The sequence below is a fragment of the Anaerolineales bacterium genome (genome assembly GCA_016928575.1).
GTDB lineage: Bacteria > Chloroflexota > Anaerolineae > Anaerolineales > RBG-16-64-43 > JAFGKK01.
Window position 1 is genome coordinate 1 of sequence record JAFGKK010000058.1, and the last position, 15,626, is coordinate 15,626.

Here is a 15,626-nt window from a genome sequence, read left to right on the forward strand (position 1 = left end):
GGAGAGGGGGAAGGGGCCAGGGGATAGGGGTGAGGATGGAAAAGAGCAGGATTTCATTTCAGTATTACTGAGGCTGAGCAGATACAACCAAAGAATAAAACCGGCCAGTCGGCCGGCAGGTCGGTTTTTTCGCAGTCATCCTTTGGAAAGCCCGGCGGCTCCCCCTTGTTTTCATCTGCACTTTACGAGGCGGAGGCCGCCTTGCGCCTCGCCAGCTCGGCGCAGATTTCGGCGTGCCTCTCGCGCGTGATCGGGTAGGCCCGCACCGCCAGGAAGCTCAGCAGCAGGACCCCGGCACTGACCGGGCCGATCAGCACCCGCAATGCCAGGAGCGCCGAAGCCGGCTGGACCGGATCCGGCTGGCCCGGCACGGCATTGACGTACCCGGCTAGGTCGAGCACCCAGCCGGAGAAGAACAGCCCCAGCGCCAGGCCCATCTTCTGCAGGAAGACAAAGAAGCCGTAGAAGATCCCCTCGCGCCGCTGCCCGGTCTGCAGTTCGTCGAGCTCGACCACGTCCGGCACCATGCTCCATGGCACCAGGTACCCGACCGAGATCCCGATCCCGGCCATCGCCGCCAGGAGGAACGTCGCCACAACCTGCCCCGGCTGAAGGAAGAACAAGCCCATCAGCGCCAGGACGAAAAAGACCGCCCCCAGGTAGTAGACGTTCTGCTTCCCGATCCGCTCGCTGACCTTGGACCAGATCAGCACCCACAGGAACGACGAGAACTGGATCGCCAACAGCAGGAAGCTGAACAACTGCATGTCGAGTTTGATCCAATCCTTGGTGAAGATCTGCAGGTTGTTCTGGGCGAACTGGATCGCCAGCCAGGAGAGCATGTAGATCAGCGTCACCAGGATGAAGGCCTTGTTGCTCAGGGCGATCCGCAGCCCTTCGAGGAAGCCCGGCCCCTGTGCGGCGGGCTTGGCGCTCAAGGCGAACTCCGGCTCGCGGGTGCCGAAGAAGGTGATGAAGCACGGCCCGGCGATGAACAGCGCCCAGATCGCCGCGCTGATGGCGTAGCCCAGCTTGGGGTCCCCGGGGAACAGGCTGACGATGATCCCGTGGAAGAACGCCGCCAGGACCCCGCCGATGATCGAAAAGCTCATCCGCACCGAGGAGAGCCGGGTGCGCTCGTCGTAATCCTGGGTCAGCTCGGCGGTGAGCGCCGCGTAGGGCACATTGACCGCGGTGAAGGCGAAATCCAGGAGGATCGCCACCACCAGGTAGTACGCGAACAAGCCCGCTTCGTTCAGCGGCGGCACGATCCACTGCAGGAAGAAAGCCAGTCCGAACGGTATCGCGGCGAACAGCAGCCACGGCCGGCGGCGGCCCATCCGGCTCACCGTGCGGTCGGTCAGCCAGCCGATGAGCGGGTCGTTGACCGCGTCCCAGATCTTGACGATCAGGAAGACGCTTCCCGCCATGCCCGGGCGCAGACCGGCCACGTTGATCAGGAAGTTGAGCAGGAAGAAACCGTTGATGGCCGTCGCGATGGCCGCCCCCAGGTCGCCGGCGCCGTAGGCCAGCTTGGTCTTGCGGGAAAGCTTGTCGGTGGTGGTCATGGCTCCTCTACAGGTCGACCGGTTTGGAATGTTCCACGGTCCAGTCGGTGTGGAAATCGGGCCCCGGGTCGATGCCCGCGGCCTTCGCCCGCCGGCGCAGGCGGTAGTGCTTGAACAGCAGGTCGGTGAGCAGGCGCATCCGCCGGCGCTCCTCGGGAAAGGTCAGGTTGTGCGTGTCGAACAGGATGTTCAGCAGGTTCATGTGCGGCGGCAGGTAGTAGGAGTGGCCGTCCGGCTCGTCGAGGTGGATGTTGAGCAGGTTCTCGATCTGCGGATCGAGGCAGGCCGCGAGAATCCCCGGATCGTAGAACGAGCCGCCGCCGTCGAGGTATTCCCGGCCGTCGATGACGGCGGGGATGACGTAAGTGTTCATGCTCCAGCCGGCCAGCAGGGCCTTCACCACCGGCGCCGAAACCGCCTCCCACTTGCGGCCGGCCCAGGTGAAGGAGCGGGCCGGCTTGGTCATGCCGAAGAATTCGGTGTAGCCGTCGGTCCGGGCCGAGGTCACCGTGAACGGCAGGGCGATGTCGTCGAAGGTGATCCGTTCCGGATGGACCGACCCGGTGTAGGCCGCCAGCCTATCAAGGAAGAACCCCTCCAACGGCTTGAGGTTGCACCACCCCTTCCAAAACTTGGCCGGGTTGCAATTGATCGCGACGACTTTGCCCGGCTCGCAATGGGCCATGAAGTCTTCCAGGTCCTTGAGGGCGGTGCGGGCCGCCGGCCGATAGAAGTCCGGACGCCGGACCGCGGCCAGCTGGACCGCGTGGAAGAAGCCGTTGAGCACCCCGGCCGAGACGCCGAAAACCTGGCGGACTTCGCCGCCCCCGCGCGCAAAGCCTTCGTCCACCGCGCGGGTGGCCACCATCCCGGCCAGGATTCCGGAGAAGCCTCCGGCGCCGTAGATCACGTTGGCCGGCCGGTCGAAGGGAAACGAATCGAGTTGGCCGTCGAGCAGCTGCTGGAAGCGGGCGGTCAATTCGACCCGCTTTTCCACCGATTCGCGCATGTTGGTGGCGGCTTCGGTCGAGCCGACGTAAGGCAGGTCGGCGTGTCCGACGACCGGACCGCCCGCGTCAACCGGATCGTTTCCCGCGGCGGCCCCGCCCAACCGCTCCTTGAGTCTGCGGTGCCGCTCGAGCAGATCGAGGTAGCAGCCCGCCAACAGCGGCTGATTGCGCTCGTGGTTCGAGTGCATCAGGAACGAGGAGCTGATGAAGTTGACCGGCCACGGTCTTACCTCGGCCTTCGGACGGGACCGCAGGATCGGCCGCGGGTCTCCGGCTTGCAGGTCGGCGACGATCGCCCCGGCGTCGACGATCGGCGGGCGGCAGTCGATCCGCCATTCGCCGTTGACGGCGTTGGAGTCGGTTGAGAGCAGGGTGCTCAATCCGGCGGTCAGGGCGTCGAGCAATGGAGCGTCCCGCGGCGGCGGAATGTGGACGAAGTGATAATCGCACTGCAGGGCTTGGTCGGGGAGACCGTACATCTTAAAGACGGCGTCGCGGTCGATCGAGCACAGGTAGAGCGGCAGGTCCAGGCCGGAGAGCATCCAATCGGCGCGGCCGGTGTAGGCCCGCAGGCGGGCGGCGATCCAGCCTCGAAGGGGCGCGAGGGTGAAAAACCCATACCAGGGATTCAGCTTCGGGGACCGCAGATCGCGGCTGCGTGCGCGGCCCAAGAAACCGCGGAATTCTGGAATCGCGTCGCGGGCTTTCCCCCAGATCTGCGGGGATTGGCGAGCCGCCCGCGCAAGGGTGAACGCCAGCGCAACCAGATTGCCGCCGCTAACCCCGAAGATCCGGCCCGGATTGATCCCTTCCCGCAAAAGCCTCTCGGCCCAATCCAGTTCCTTCAGGATCCGGTGTACGTCTCCCAGCTTGCCGGATTGGAAGATGACCGTCGGGGGGACAGCGGAATCCTCGCTCACCATCTCTCCTGATCTACCAAAGGCTTTCCGCGGGCGCCTGTTTTCTGCGTCGAAGCCGATTGAACCCGCCCCGGTTCGACCGTCTGTTTCAGCACCGGATCGACGCACCACCCGCGACCCCGGGATACGGCGGTACGGCGCCAAAGGACCGGGTCCGGCTTCGGTTGGATATGCCCATATTGCGGGCGGAGAACCGGCTCCGATAGATAAAAAGGCAAGAGCGAACGGCTCGGGTTTTTCCCCCGTTCGATTTTACCCAAGGAAGGGGTTGGGCGCGAGGGGAAAAAACGGGGTCTGCTTGCCCCGCTTCCGGCGGGCCGGTATACTCCCCGTATACTGTCCTGCATTCCGCCGAGCGAGGGAATCAATTTCATGAAACGGAGCAATGCTTTCCTTTCGGGAATCATCCTTGTGCTGGGAGGCGCCGTCCTCGCCTGCGATGCCGGTTTCCTCCTTTCCGGACCGGGAACCGCCCCCGCCGCGGCGGAACCGGTCCGGCGCGAAGCGAAGATCCCGCCGGACGCGGTGAAAATGGCGCCCGCGACGGATCCGAATCCGCCGCGACTGCTCTCGGCCGAGTTCGAAGAACCCGTCCCCGCGCCGGGTTTGGTCAACACCGCCGGGGCGGAAGATTCACCGTTCATTTTGCCCGGCGGTGAGACCCTATATTTCTTCTTCACCCCGGATGCCTCCATCCCGGCCGATCGGCATATAATCGACGGCGTGACCGGCATTTACCGCTCGCGGAAATCCGGCGGCGCCTGGGGCGAGGCGGAACGGGTGCTGCTGCAGGATCCGGGGAAAGCCGCGCTCGACGGGTGCGAATTCATCCTCGGTGAGACGATGTGGTTTTGCACCATCCGCGAGGGATACGACGGGATCGTTTGGATGACCGCCGAACTGCGCGAGGGCGCTTGGCGGGATTGGCGGCCGGCGGATTTCGATCCGGATTTCCAGGTCGGCGAATTGCACATCTCCGCCGACGGAACCGAGTTGTATTTTGGATCCGCGCGGCCCGGAGGCAGGGGAAAATTGGATCTGTGGGTATCGCGCATGGCGGGAGGCGAGTGGCAGGAGCCCGCCAACCTTGCCCCGCTCAACACGCCGGACGACGAGGGGTGGCCGGCCCTCAGCCCGGACGGTTCCGAATTGTGGTTCTATCGCAATTACGGCATCTGGCGGTCGAAGCGGGAAGGCGGCGTTTGGGGGGAGGCGGAGCAGATTCTCTCGACTCTGGCGGGCGAGCCCACCCTCGACCGCGACGGAAATTTGTATTTTGTCCACCATTATTTCGAGGACGACCGGATGATCGAAGCGGATATTTATGTCTGTTACAGGAAATGACGCCTGCGGCGTCCGGAGTCATCGAGGGGAATGGCATGCTGCCTGATTACCGCATCCGCCAGCGCGACGTCCTGCTGGAAATCATCCGCACCATCACCGAGGAGCTCGACCTCGAGCGGGTGCTGGAAAAAATCCTGCGCATCTCGGTCGAGATCCTCGAAGGCGAAGCGGGGATCATCGCCCTTCCCGGCGGCACGGCGGCGGATTCGGGCGGATGGCGGATCGCCGCCTCGGTCGGCGTGGCGCCCGACTTTTTAAAGCCGCTCTCCGCCGTTCTGCGCGAACTGCCGCCGGCCGACGATCCGAAGCGCCGCCTGCTGCCGCAGATCGAGCGGCGCCTGCAGCAGATGATCCGCACCGCCTCGCTCGGGTGGCTCTCCAGCCTGGGCCTGCCGATGACGGCCCGCGGCGCGGTGGTCGGCGCGGTGTACGTCTTCCGCGCCGGGCGCGCGCTGTTCACCGACGACGAGCGCGCCCTGCTGCAGGCCTTCGCGGACCAGGCGGCGGTGGCGGTCGCCAACGCGCGCCTCTTCGCCCAGGTGCGCGAAGAGAAGCAGCGCCTCGACGCAATCCTCGAATCCTCGGCCGAGGGCATCGCCATCCTCGGCCCCGACGACCGCATCCAGCGCTTCAACCGCGCCATCGCCCGCCTGGCGGGCGTCGGCCCCGAACAAGCCGTCGGCCAGTCCCACGACGACGTTCTGCGGTTCTCCTCCCCGAAAACCGGGCGGACCCTCTCCCAGGCCGAGGCCGGCGGTTGGCCGCTCTCGGGCCGCGCCACGCTCTACCTGGAGGCCGATCTGCTCCGCCGTGCGGGCAGCCCGGTCAGCGTCGGGGTCACCTACGCGCCCGTGTTCGCCCAGGACCGCAACCTGCTCAACATCGTCGTCGGCATGCGCGATCTCACCCGCTTCCGCGAAGCCGAGGAGATCAAGGACACCTTTATCTCCATCATCAGCCATGAATTGAAAACCCCGGTGGCCCTGATCAAGGGCTATGCCAGCACCTTGCGCCGCCAGGACGTGCAGTGGGAGCGGGAGGTGGTGGAGGATTCCCTCTCCGTCATCGAGGAGGAAGCCGACCGGTTGACCGCGTTGATCGAGGACCTGCTCGACGCATCGCGTCTGCAGGCCGGCGGACTTTCCCCGAACTACGGCGAGGTCGACCTCCCCCGCCTGGCCGCCCGGGCCGCGGAGCGCCTCTCCAAACAATTCCCGGACCGGACGATCCGTGCGGATTTCCCGCGCTCGTTTCCGGCGGTCTCCGCCGACGAACAACGGATCGTTCAGGTGATCTCCAACTTGGTGTCGAACGCGGTGAAATATTCCGCCGCCGGATCGCCGGTGACGATCCGCGGAGCGGCCGCTCCCGCAGAAGTGACCGTCTCCGTCGAGGACGAGGGGTACGGCATCCCCCCCAAGGATCTGCCGCACGTCTTCGACCGCTTCTACCGCGGAGCGGATTCGGCCAAACGCACCAAGGGCGCCGGCCTGGGGCTGTATCTCGCCAAGGCCGTGGTCGAAGCGCACGGCGGCCGGATCTGGATCGACTCCGAACCGGGAAAGGGAACCCGGGCCTGCTTCACGCTGCCGCGGGATCGGAAGTGACCGCCGGGCCGCGGACCTTAGACCTTGGGCCACGGTCCCCCCTCCACCCATAGCGTTCTTTTATCATCCCGAAATATCCCGGGGGGCACCCGCACGATCTGCAGCCATCGGCCATAGTCGGTCGTCGCTTCGAGCCCCCCGCTTGATAACCGCCCTCCGCCCGGGTAGAATGCACCATTCCTTCGTGAAAGGCGATCCATGCCTCCCATTCAGACCACCATCAAATGCCCGAACTGCGGGGCGATGCAGCCCGCCCTCATCGAACAGCTGATCGACATCGGACGAGATCCCGCCTCAAAGACCCGGCTCCTGCAGGGCCGACTGAATTTCTTCCAATGTCCTTCCTGCGGCTTCCAGGGCGCGCTGGCCTCTCCGCTGGTCTACCACGATCCGCTCAAGGAACTCCTGCTGACCTTCGTTCCTCCGGAGCTGGGTTTGTCGCCGATCGAACAGGAAAAAACCCTCGGCTCCCTGACCCAACAATTGGTGAATTCCCTTCCGGCCGAACAGCGCAAAGGCTACCTCCTCCGCCCGCAGGCGGTCCTCACCCTGCAAGGCCTCCTGGAGCGGGTGCTTGAATCCGACGGAATCACCAAGGAGATGCTCGAAGCCCAGCGCGCCAAAACCAAGCTGGTCCGGGAGCTGATCGAGGCGGAAGGGGACGCGCGGCTGACTCTGATCCGCGAACAGGATAAACGGATCGACGCCGACGTGCTGGCCCTGCTTTCCGCCGTCGCCCGCTCGGCGGCGGCCGGGGAGGACCAAGCCTTCGCCGAAAAAGCCCGGCGCGCGCGGGAAGACGTCCTCCGGAATTCCACGGCCGGAAAGCGTTCGCAGGCCCAACGTGAGGAATTGGAGGCCGCAGCCCGGGATTTGGAAGCGCTGGGCAAAGAGGTCAGCCTGGAAGGGTTGGTGCGGCTGGTCGCCGCAGCTCCCTCGCTGGATAGGGTGACCGCGCTGGCCGCCCTGGCTTGGCAGGCGATGGACTACGCCTTCTTCCAGCGCTTCACGGAAAATTTGGACAAGGCTTCCGGCTCCGAGCGCGAACGGCTGGCGGCCATCCGCGACCGAGCGCTGGAGGAAGTCGAGCGGGTCCAGCAGGCGGTGCAGTCGGAGATGAACCTCGCCGCCGGGGTCCTGCAAAGCATCGTCCAGGCGCCGGATCTGGATTCCGCCGTCGAGGAGTACCTCCCGGAGTGCAACGATTTGTTCTTCGCCATCCTAGAGGCGAACCTGGAAAGCGCCCGGCGCAACAAGCAGGAAAAAGCCGCCGCGCGGCTGGAGGAAGTGAAATCCAAAATCCTGGCCGCCCTCGAAAATTCCCTGCCGCCCGAATTGCGGTTCGTCCGCGACCTGCTCGCCGAGCAGAACGACGAGGGGGCGGAAAAACTGCTTGCCGATCGCGCGGGCGAGATCACCGATACCTTCGTGGAAGCGCTGAAGGCCGCCCTCAAGGACCTGGAAGCTTCGCCGCAGGAGCCGCTGGCGGAGCGGATGAAGAAGATCCTCGCCACGGCGGAAAAACAGCTGGCCCTAAAGAAGTTCACCGCCAAGTAGAAAAAAAAATACAACCGGCGCCGTTGGATGCCGTACCCGCCGGTCCGCCTTGGTGTGGAGTGAAGATTCCCTGGAGGAAGCCTGTTATAAACCGGCTCGCACTTCCCGCGCATTCGAAGTGGAAATTCGAGGTTTGTCTGAAGCGGATGGACCGCCGAGCGCATCGTCGCTTCCCCCGGTGAACACTGCGCCACAGGCGGACGTGATAGCCGGTGCGGGAACCTTTTTCTTTCAAGCGGCGCGAGGGAGTACGTTCACCCGGATGCCCAGCATTTCTCCCGGACAGCCCCTTTAAATTCCGTATCTGCTCAGCCTCTCCCTCATCCGCCCTTCGGGCACCTTCTCCCAGCCCCACAATAGCGGAAAAAAGAATGTAATGATTCAAAGCCATCAATCTCGAGAGATGGGCTGGGAGAAGGACGGGATGAGGGGAAAATGAAAACTGGTTTTTCCGTATAAAAAAAAATACTTGCATCGGGGTGAGCAGACACTTAATTTCTTTCTACGAGTAACCGTCATGGATAATCCAACCGCCGCGTTTGCCGCATCTAATCCGCGGCGACCGCGGCGGTTGATCCATCGCCCCGAACCGGCGATTCGCCCTACGTATCCGCGCTTGGAAGGATGAACAGCGTGACCGATTCGGCCGGGAACACGTACGGCGTTTTTCCGTCGATCGTCGCCGCGTCGCCGAGTTCCGCGTCGGTCGAACGGTCGAACCGCCGCGTCTCTGCGGCTTGGCCGTACTCCAAGCCCGCGATCGTGATGGTTTTGGAAATGTCCCGATCGTTCAGGTTGACGACCATCAGCGTGAGGATTCCCTCGCCGGTCTTCGCGCCGTAGATACTCAACAGCGGGGTGTCGGAAGACGCGTGGACCAGCCGGTTGCCGAAGGATTTGTACATCTCAAAAACGTAGAGGCTCGGTCGGACGGCCGAGACCTGCGTCAGCCCGTGGCCGCCGGCCCCTTCCAGGCAGAAATGGGCCGCGAAATCCACCCGTTGCCGGCCCATCCTCCCGAGCACGTCGGCGAGCCAGAGGGCGTTGGCGAAGGAATCCGGCGTGGTCTCCCCGCCTTCGCTGTTGGTCCAATCCGAATTAAACTCCGTGACCGCGACGGGGAGGTCGCGTCCCAGCTCGCTGCGGATCACGTCCCGCAGGTTGGGAATCAGAAGGTCCCACTCGGCGGGGTTGGTTTTCAGGTCGGCAAGCGCGGGCGCGGTTTGTCCGAAGGGGTAGCGGTGGACGGAAACCACGTCCACCAGGTCGCCGTTCGCCCGCAGGAACTCCCTCAGCCAGTCCTTTCCGTCGCGGTCCCGCGGGTCGGTCCGGGGGTCTCCGGTGAACTGGCTGATCTCCGGTCCGATCAGCAGGATCGAAGGGTCGACGGCTTTCATCGCCAACGCGAATTCGCGCCAGTCGCGGTTGAATTCCCCGGTGCCGTAGTCCGGCATGTTGAATTTTTCGTCATAGAGGTCGGGCTCGTTGCCGATCGCCCAATAGCGGACGGCGTGGCGCTGGTCGACGTTCGCGTATTGCACCGCCTGCGCGGCGCTCTTGGCCGTGGAATTCGGGAGCTTGACGTTTACCATCGGCTCCGCCCCCAATTCCCCGGACAGGGCGATGAATTCGTCCAGGCGGCCTTCGATGAACACGTACCGGTCCCCGTATTCCCCGCCCGGGTAGCGGAGGAACCGGAGTCCCACCTCCTGCAGAACGGGTTTGGTTTTCCGGGAAAGGTTCTGCCAGGGACCGTAGTTCGTTCCGTAGAGGAAGGGGGAAATATCCCCCAGCTCGGCATCGGCCTGGACGAACAAAGTCCCGGGGACCGGCGTGGGGGTGGCAGTGGCCGTGGCCACCGGATAAAGCGTAACCGCCGTATTCACGGCGGTCGGTGTTTCGGTCACGGACGCCAACGGTTCGGCCGTGCGGAATTCGGCGGCGGTGGAGTCGGCCCCGACCGGACCGCACGCGAATCCGCAAAGCAACAGCAACCCGCCCAGCGGGATCGCTTTGTTCCGCATCGAAGGCCGGCTTATCCCTTGACGGATCCCTGGGTCAGGCCGGCGATGAACCGCTTTTGCAGCAGGAAGAACATCACCGCGATCGGAATCGCCACCACCAGCGACGCGGCGGCCATGTAATCGTAGCGCAGCTGGGTTCCGGCCGCTCCGGTGATGTATTGGCGCACGCCGGCGGGGATGGTTTTAATGCCCAAGGTGTAGGAGAAGAACATCTCGTCCCAGGCGGTCATGAAGATGTAGATGGCGGTGGAGACGATTCCGGGGATGGCCAGGGGGATGACGATGAACAAAAACGCCTCCAAGCGGGTTGCCCCGTCCACCATGGCCTGCTCCTCCAGGTCCACCGGAATGGAGGCGAAAAAGCTCCGCAGAATCCAAATCGAAATCGGCGTGTAGAATCCGATGTACAGGACGATTCCGCCCAGGTTCGATCCGACCAGCGGGATGCCCAAGTTTTTCTTGATCCAAATGAACGTGAGGTAGAGCGGGATGAAGAACAGCGTTCCCGGGATGAGCTGGGTCGCCAGCACGGTGATGCTGTAGGCGTCCGCGCCGCGGAATCGGAACCGGGCCAGGGCGTAGGCGGCGAGGGCGGAGAAGAAGGTTCCGATCAGCGTGGCGATGCCGACCACCGTCAGACTGTTGGAGAACAGCGTGTTGAACTTCAGGCTCTTCCACATCTCCGAATAATTCTGAAACCTCCACTCCGTCGGAAAGATGCTGCAATACGGACAGAGGATTTCGCCCCGCGGCTTCAGCGAAACCAGGACCATATAAAAGATCGGCAGCAAAATGACGGCCACCAGAGCCCACAGGATCAGACTCCAGAACCAGTTCAGGAGCCGGCTTCGTCCTCGCGCGGTGGTGAACAATTCAGCGATTTGCATGGATGCCTTCCCTTTCTGCTTCCGCCGTTTCCCGGATGGAAAGCCCGCGTCCGTTTCCGGCCCCGCTTCATTCCGAGGTCAGGCCTTCTTTAAAGGTCCGGTAGTACAGCCCGGTGAACACCAGCGCGGCGATCATGATGATCACCGAAGCCGCGGCGCCGTATCCATAGAGTTGGTATCCGAAGGACTGCCGGGCGATGGCCACCATAATCAAGTCCACGTACCTCCCCAGCTGGTCCGTGCCGAACAGGGTGATGGCGATGTTGTAGGGGCCGAAGCCGAAGAAATTAAACACGATGCCGAACAGGGTCGTCACGGCGATGATCGGCACCAGATAATGCCAGGTGATATAGAGGAACTTCTGGATATCGTTGGCCCCGTCGATGGCGGCGGCTTCGTAGATGTCATCCGGGATGATCTGCATCGCCGCCAGCAGCATCACCGTGGTGAACGGCAGGCCGCGCCAGATCGCCGGCAGGATCAAGGCCGTCCGCGCGTTTGCGCCGATCAGCCAGCGCAGTGGGTCGTCGGCCAAGTGCAGCCAATCGACGATGATCCGGTTGGCCAATCCCCCTTCCTGGGCCCAGATGAAGCGCCAGATGACGCCGACCGCGAAGGTGGGGATGACCCACGGGAGCAACACGAGCGTCCGCGCCAATCCCCTCGCGAAGAACTCCCGGTTGAGGAGCAGCGCCAAGATCAGGCTGATGGCCAGCGTTCCCAGCTGGACCCAAAGGGTGAACCAAAACGAGTTGATGACCGATTGGGTCAGGTCGGTGATGAGCTTGTCCTCGGAGCCGAAGAGCAGGCCGCCCAAAATGCGCTGGTAATGATGCAAGCCGACGAACGGCGAGGAGAACGGCGCCGCGTAGGTCGACTGCGTGACGTTCAACAGGGACATGTACAACGCTTGGGCGGTGGGAATTAAGTGCACCAGGAACATCACGATCACCGCGGGGGCGATGAACGAATACGCAATCCGGTTGATCCGCATGAACCGCCCAAGAGCCTTTTGGAATTTACCCATGCCCGCATCTTCCTTTTCTTCCCCCGGTGTTTTCCATCCGAGGTTATGGGGGGGCGGATTGCTCGTGCACCTCCGCCCCCCCATAAGGTTACCACGGGGGAAAACCGTGGAAAAACCGATCGTCCTAGCCGGCTAGCAACTCATCCACGGTCGACGCAGCGGCATCGAGCCTCGCTTTGACCGCATCGCGGCTGGGAGCGGCGCAGGCCGCATCGCCCTGCTTTAAGCAGGCTTCGGCCACGTCTTCCCAGATGCCCGTGAAGGCGGTGTTGATGGCGGTCTCGATCGCGCCCCACTTGCCGGTCGGCGCCGAAGTCTTGCCCTTGTCGGCCGCCGCGATGAACGGGGCGAAGAACGGATCGGCCTTGAAGGGCTCGAGGGCTTCGTACGTCACCGGGAGCAGCCCGATGGCGTTGCCGTAGCGGATTTGGGCGTCTTTGCGGAGCAGGTATTTCACCAGCGCCCAAGCGGCGTCGAAGTCCTGGCAGGTGTTCATGATGCCCAGGTCGCTGCCGCCGATGAAGGTGTACTGTCCGCCTGGTCCGGCCGGGAATTCAGCCACGCCGAAATCTTCCTCGGGGACCGTGTAGCCGCTGACCGCGGCATCGCGGATGTTCGGGATCACGTACGGACCGGCGAGTTCGGTCGCCGCCAGGCCCTTGCCCAGGCGCTCATCCGTGGTGGCGGAGTTCATCTCCAGGTTGTCGGAGGAGGTCAGGCCGCGGGAGTACAGGCTGGTGTAGAGCATGACCGCGTCCAGCGCGGCTTCGGAGTTGAAGACCGCCTTGGTCATATCCTCATTGAGGATGTCGCCGCCGTAGGCCCAGATCCACTGCAGCTGGTTCTGCCAGACGTTCCAGTCGCCCTTGCCGGGGTGAACCAACGGCGCCACGTAGCCCTTGGAAGGATCTTCGGGATCCACCGGGATCTTGGCGTCGCGGATCTTTTCCAGCGCGGCGATGTAGCTGTCGAGGGTCGCGAACGCGGTGCTCACGTCCACGCCCGCCGCTTCGTACACTTTCTTGTTGTAGTAGAGCGCCCGGACGTCGCCGACCCACGGCATGGCGACGAGCTTGCCGTCCGAGAGGCCGGTCTGCCAGGAAGCGGGAACGAACGCCGCTTCGCCGCCGACTTCCGCAACTTCCTCGGCGGTGAACTCATGCAGCCCGCCCATCGCGCCGAACGAGCCGACCCAGGTGGAGCCCATCTGGGTCACGCAGGGGCCTTCGCCGCCCTGAACGGCCGTGGTGATGCGGGTGTACGCATCGCCCCAGCCGACCACTTCCGCGGTGACTTTGATGTTCGGGTACATCGCCTGGAAGGTGAGCAGCTCATCGTCGATGTGCTTTTGCGGATCGGGCCCGTTGGGCATCACCCAGATGGTGATGTCGCCCGAAATGTCGGGCTGCGGGGTCGCGTCGATCACCACCGTCTGCTGCACGATCTTGGTCTCGACGGTGGAGCCGGTGTCGGCCGGAGCGCAGGCGGCGAGCATCAGGCTCAGAACCGCCAGCATGCCGATGACAAGCAGGATTTTCTTTTTCATTGCTTCTTCTCTCCTTATCCTTGACTTGGAGTCGATAGAAATTGATCCTTACGAATCGCTGTTGCCGAAAGAAGTACGCTCCTGCGCAAAGCCGGATCCTCGATAATCACCACCTCCTTTCGGTTTGTCTTCTCGAACCTGCGCCTGCCCCTCGTCGGCAGGCCCGGAAAGCGCTCGCGAAAAAAACCGCGCGCCGTTTTGCCCCGCGCCGGGAGATTCCTCAACCCGTCGAGGCGCGGATGACCAGTTCCGTGGGCAGCACCAGCCGGTGCGGCGGCGCCGCCCCTTCGGCGATGATTTGGATCAGGGTCTCGGCGGCCAACTGCCCCATGCGCTGGATGTTCTGGCGCACGGTGGTCAGCGGCGGATCCAGGTGGGCGGCCGAGGGCAAGTCGTCGAACCCGACCAGGGCCACGTCCTCCGGCACCCGCTGGCCGGCTTCGTTCAGCGCCCGCAGCGCGCCGAGCGCCATCGCGTCGCTGGCGACGAACACCGCGTCCGGGGTGCGGGGGATCAGGCGCATCATGGCGTTGTATCCGCCGCTTTCGGTGAAATCGCCCTCCACGACCAGCTCCGGATCGGGGGTCAGTCCGCGTTCGCGGAAGGCCCGTTCGTACCCTTCCTGGCGGTCGATGCCGGCGATCATGTTCTTCGGCCCGGTGATGGTGGCGATCCGCCGCCGACCCAGCTGCAACAGGTACACCACCGCTTCGCGCGCGCCGCGCATGTTGTCGGAATCGATGTAGTTCAGGTCGCTCTTGGAAGGATGCCGCCCGATCAGCAGAAAGGGGACCTTCGATTTGGTTAGGGATTCCAGGATCGGGTCGTCAATCAGATAGGAGGCGATGATCACGCCGTCGAGGATGCTGTTGGAGGCCACTTGGTTGATCTTCGAGCGCTCCTGCTCTTGGCTCGCCAGCCACAGCATCACGGAATAATCGCTGGCGTTGCAGGCCGCGGTGATGCCTTGCACCAGGCCGGGGTAGTACGGATCGGTGAACAGGGAGGATTGGGCGGTGGGGAAGATCAGCCCAATGATTCTCGTCCGGCCGGAGGCCAGCCCGCGCGCCACCGCGTTGGGCCGGAAGTTCACCTGGCGGATAACCTCAAGCACCCGGGCTCGGGTGGACTCCTTGACGTGGGGGTCGTTGTTGATCACACGTGATACTGTCGATCTCGATACCCCGCTGAGTTTGGCGACCTCTTCGATCAGCATTCAGGATGGCTCCGAAAAAAGCCCTGGTCGTGAGAAGGTGGAAAGCAGTAATTATGGGATCGCTCCCAAATATTAGGACAGGATCGGCGGATTGTCAATGATTTTTTAATATTCTTTCCCCGGATTTGGTTTTTTTTCTGCCCTCCCCAGCCATAAAATTATCCTATAAAACCAAGTAATATTTAACATTCCTTGGTATTGTTCATTATCTGTAATTATGCTATATAATAAATGCTTTTTTGTAACTTTTCATTATAGTTGAGAAAATATGGAATATTCATACCAATAATTTATTAACCTAAAAAACCTATATAAGATTTTCTTGAACATGGGTTTGGTTATCCGAAATGGGGGTTAGTGAAAAGTTCCAAAAAAAACATAATATTATGAGAGCGATCTCAATATTTACCCCAAATTGTCAAAAAATGGCTAAAAATAAGCCGTTTTTTAAGATATCTTCACAGAAAAATCTGTGCATGAATTGGGTATCCTCCAAGAGGCGGTTTTCCCACGCTTTTTCAAGCATATTTTTGGGAATCCCTTTCCCAAAATAGGGAGACTTTATATTCTCCCCCTCTTCCTCTCTTCCAGCTTCCAGCTCCGCTGAAAGAGGGAAGACGAAAAATCATCTGTTTCCAAGTTTTCCGTCAGGTTGAGAAAAGTGAGTGTTTTGTCGGATCCCGTGGATGACTCTGGAAATGTGTTTTTCCAGCGGACTTCGGGATCTCTTCAGACTGCCCCTCATCCGCCCTACCAAAGCTTTCCCTCGCTTCACTCCAAATTGGCGCCCCAGGGCAAATTTGGGCATATTTCCAGGAATTGCGCCGGGACCGGCTGCAAATTCCGGTCAATTCGGCCACCGATTCCGGTGTAATCCGGCCGCCCCATACCAACCCTCCATCATCAGCGACGAGATTGTA

General features: G+C 62.5%; 11 protein-coding genes. 3 read left to right on the forward strand and 8 right to left on the reverse strand.

Annotation, left to right across the window (positions count from 1 at the left end):
• Positions 1-182: 182 nt before the first annotated feature.
• Entirely contained in the window at positions 183-1,568 is a 1,386-nt protein-coding gene (locus JW929_07570; GenBank protein MBN1439249.1) for an MFS transporter, read from the reverse strand.
• Positions 1,569-1,575: 7 nt separating this feature from the next.
• Positions 1,576-3,498, reverse strand: coding sequence for a hypothetical protein (locus JW929_07575; GenBank protein MBN1439250.1), 1,923 nt, complete (start codon positions 3,496-3,498; stop codon positions 1,576-1,578).
• A gap of 372 nt (positions 3,499-3,870) precedes the next feature.
• Between JW929_07575 and JW929_07580 the strand changes: the two genes are divergently transcribed.
• The 3 genes from JW929_07580 to JW929_07590 all read left to right on the forward strand — a co-directional run bounded on the left by JW929_07580 (position 3,871) and on the right by JW929_07590 (position 8,006).
• Positions 3,871-4,842: a PD40 domain-containing protein gene (locus tag JW929_07580; GenBank protein MBN1439251.1), complete on the forward strand. Its 972-nt coding sequence runs from the start codon at positions 3,871-3,873 to the stop codon at positions 4,840-4,842.
• 35 nt (positions 4,843-4,877) lie between these two features.
• On the forward strand, positions 4,878-6,449 hold the full coding sequence (locus JW929_07585) for a PAS domain S-box protein (protein ID MBN1439252.1): 1,572 nt from the start codon (positions 4,878-4,880) through the stop codon (positions 6,447-6,449).
• A 198-nt stretch (positions 6,450-6,647) separates the two neighbouring features.
• On the forward strand, positions 6,648-8,006 hold the full coding sequence (locus JW929_07590; protein MBN1439253.1) for a hypothetical protein: 1,359 nt from the start codon (positions 6,648-6,650) through the stop codon (positions 8,004-8,006).
• A gap of 602 nt (positions 8,007-8,608) precedes the next feature.
• Here the strand turns inward: JW929_07590 and JW929_07595 are convergent.
• The 6 genes from JW929_07595 to JW929_07620 form a co-directional block, all read right to left on the reverse strand.
• Positions 8,609-10,030: a hypothetical protein gene (locus JW929_07595; protein MBN1439254.1), complete on the reverse strand. Its 1,422-nt coding sequence runs from the start codon at positions 10,028-10,030 to the stop codon at positions 8,609-8,611.
• 11 nt (positions 10,031-10,041) lie between these two features.
• Positions 10,042-10,917 carry a carbohydrate ABC transporter permease gene (locus JW929_07600; GenBank protein MBN1439255.1) on the reverse strand — a complete coding sequence of 292 codons (876 nt, stop codon included), beginning with the start codon at positions 10,915-10,917 and terminating at the stop codon, positions 10,042-10,044.
• A 67-nt stretch (positions 10,918-10,984) separates the two neighbouring features.
• Positions 10,985-11,944, reverse strand: a complete 960-nt coding sequence (locus JW929_07605; protein MBN1439256.1) for a sugar ABC transporter permease — start codon at positions 11,942-11,944, stop codon at positions 10,985-10,987.
• Between the two features lie 124 nt (positions 11,945-12,068).
• Entirely contained in the window at positions 12,069-13,490 is a 1,422-nt protein-coding gene (locus JW929_07610) for an extracellular solute-binding protein (protein MBN1439257.1), read from the reverse strand.
• A gap of 220 nt (positions 13,491-13,710) precedes the next feature.
• Positions 13,711-14,706 carry a LacI family DNA-binding transcriptional regulator gene (locus JW929_07615; GenBank protein MBN1439258.1) on the reverse strand — a complete coding sequence of 332 codons (996 nt, stop codon included), beginning with the start codon at positions 14,704-14,706 and terminating at the stop codon, positions 13,711-13,713.
• Positions 14,707-15,353: 647 nt separating this feature from the next.
• The coding region (locus tag JW929_07620; GenBank protein MBN1439259.1) for a hypothetical protein at positions 15,354-15,626 on the reverse strand (273 nt) is incomplete at its 5' end.